Raw genomic sequence first — 239 nt, 5'->3', positions numbered from 1 at the left:
CTATTGCCAGAGCCTGTTGCGGTAGAGGCATAGTTACCCGTCTCCAAGTCCTTTAAAGCGTGTAATCTGAGCTTTTTTATTACCCGGTACGTTAGCTAAGATATGTGCAAGCTCTGGCTCATCTAACGCATAGTGAACTTCTTTGCCCACATCTACTCGATACAAGGGCGGCATGGCCACAAATAAATGACCCGCATCCACCAGTGCAGCGAAATGCTTCACAAACAAAGCACAGATCA

1 pseudogene is annotated in these 239 nt (G+C 46.9%); it reads right to left on the bottom strand.

Annotated features, from left to right (window positions below):
- Positions 1 to 39: 39 nt before the first annotated feature.
- A pseudogene (locus R2R70_RS22905) lies at positions 40 to 239 on the bottom strand (DNA topoisomerase IV subunit B); the annotation flags it as partial.

The sequence above is a fragment of the Cobetia sp. SIMBA_158 genome (assembly GCF_046566945.1).
GTDB classification, from domain to species: Bacteria; Pseudomonadota; Gammaproteobacteria; order Pseudomonadales; family Halomonadaceae; genus Cobetia; species Cobetia amphilecti.
The sequence above is the reverse complement of the archived record's forward strand: the minus strand, read 5'-3'. Positions and strand labels throughout refer to the sequence as shown.